This is a genomic window from Pseudoclavibacter sp. RFBJ3 (assembly GCF_002931375.1).
Lineage (GTDB): Bacteria > Actinomycetota > Actinomycetes > Actinomycetales > Microbacteriaceae > Pseudoclavibacter.
Window position 1 is genome coordinate 1 of the sequence record NZ_PSXZ01000024.1, and the last position, 614, is coordinate 614.

The 614-nt window shown below is 71.5% G+C and carries 1 pseudogene; it reads left to right on the plus strand.

Going from position 1 to position 614, the window contains the following annotated elements:
- Nucleotides 1-614, plus strand: a pseudogene (locus C5E07_RS17505) (L-arabinose isomerase); the annotation flags it as partial.

Here is a 614-nt window from a genome sequence, read left to right on the forward strand (position 1 = left end):
CTCATGGCCGAGGGCTACGGCTTCGGCGCCGAGGGCGACTGGAAGACGGCCATCCTCGTGCGGGCCGCGAACGTCATGGGCGCCGGCCTGCCCGGCGGGGCGAGCCTCATGGAGGACTACACGTACGACCTCACCGAGGGCAGCGAGCTCATCCTGGGCGCGCACATGCTCGAGGTGAGCCCCTCCCTCACCACCGCCAAGCCGAGCCTCGAGGTGCACCCGCTTGGCATCGGCGGCAAGGACGACCCCGTGCGCCTCGTCTTCACCGCCGACCCGGGCCCCGCGGTCGTCGTCGCGCTCAGCGACATGCGCGACCGGTTCCGCCTCGTCGCGAACGTCGTCGAGGTCGTGGAGCCCACCGCTCCCCTGCCGAAGCTGCCCGTCGGCCGCGCCGTCTGGAAGCCGGAGCCCTCGTTCGAGGTGTCGGCCGCAGCCTGGCTCACCGCCGGCGCCGCGCACCACACGGTCATGTCGACCGCCGTCGGCATCGACGTGTTCGAGGACTTCGCGACCATCGCGAAGACCGAGCTGCTGCGCATCGACGCCGACACCACCCTGCGCGAGTTCAGCAAGGAAGTGCGCTGGAACCAGGCCTACTACCGCCTCGCGCAGGG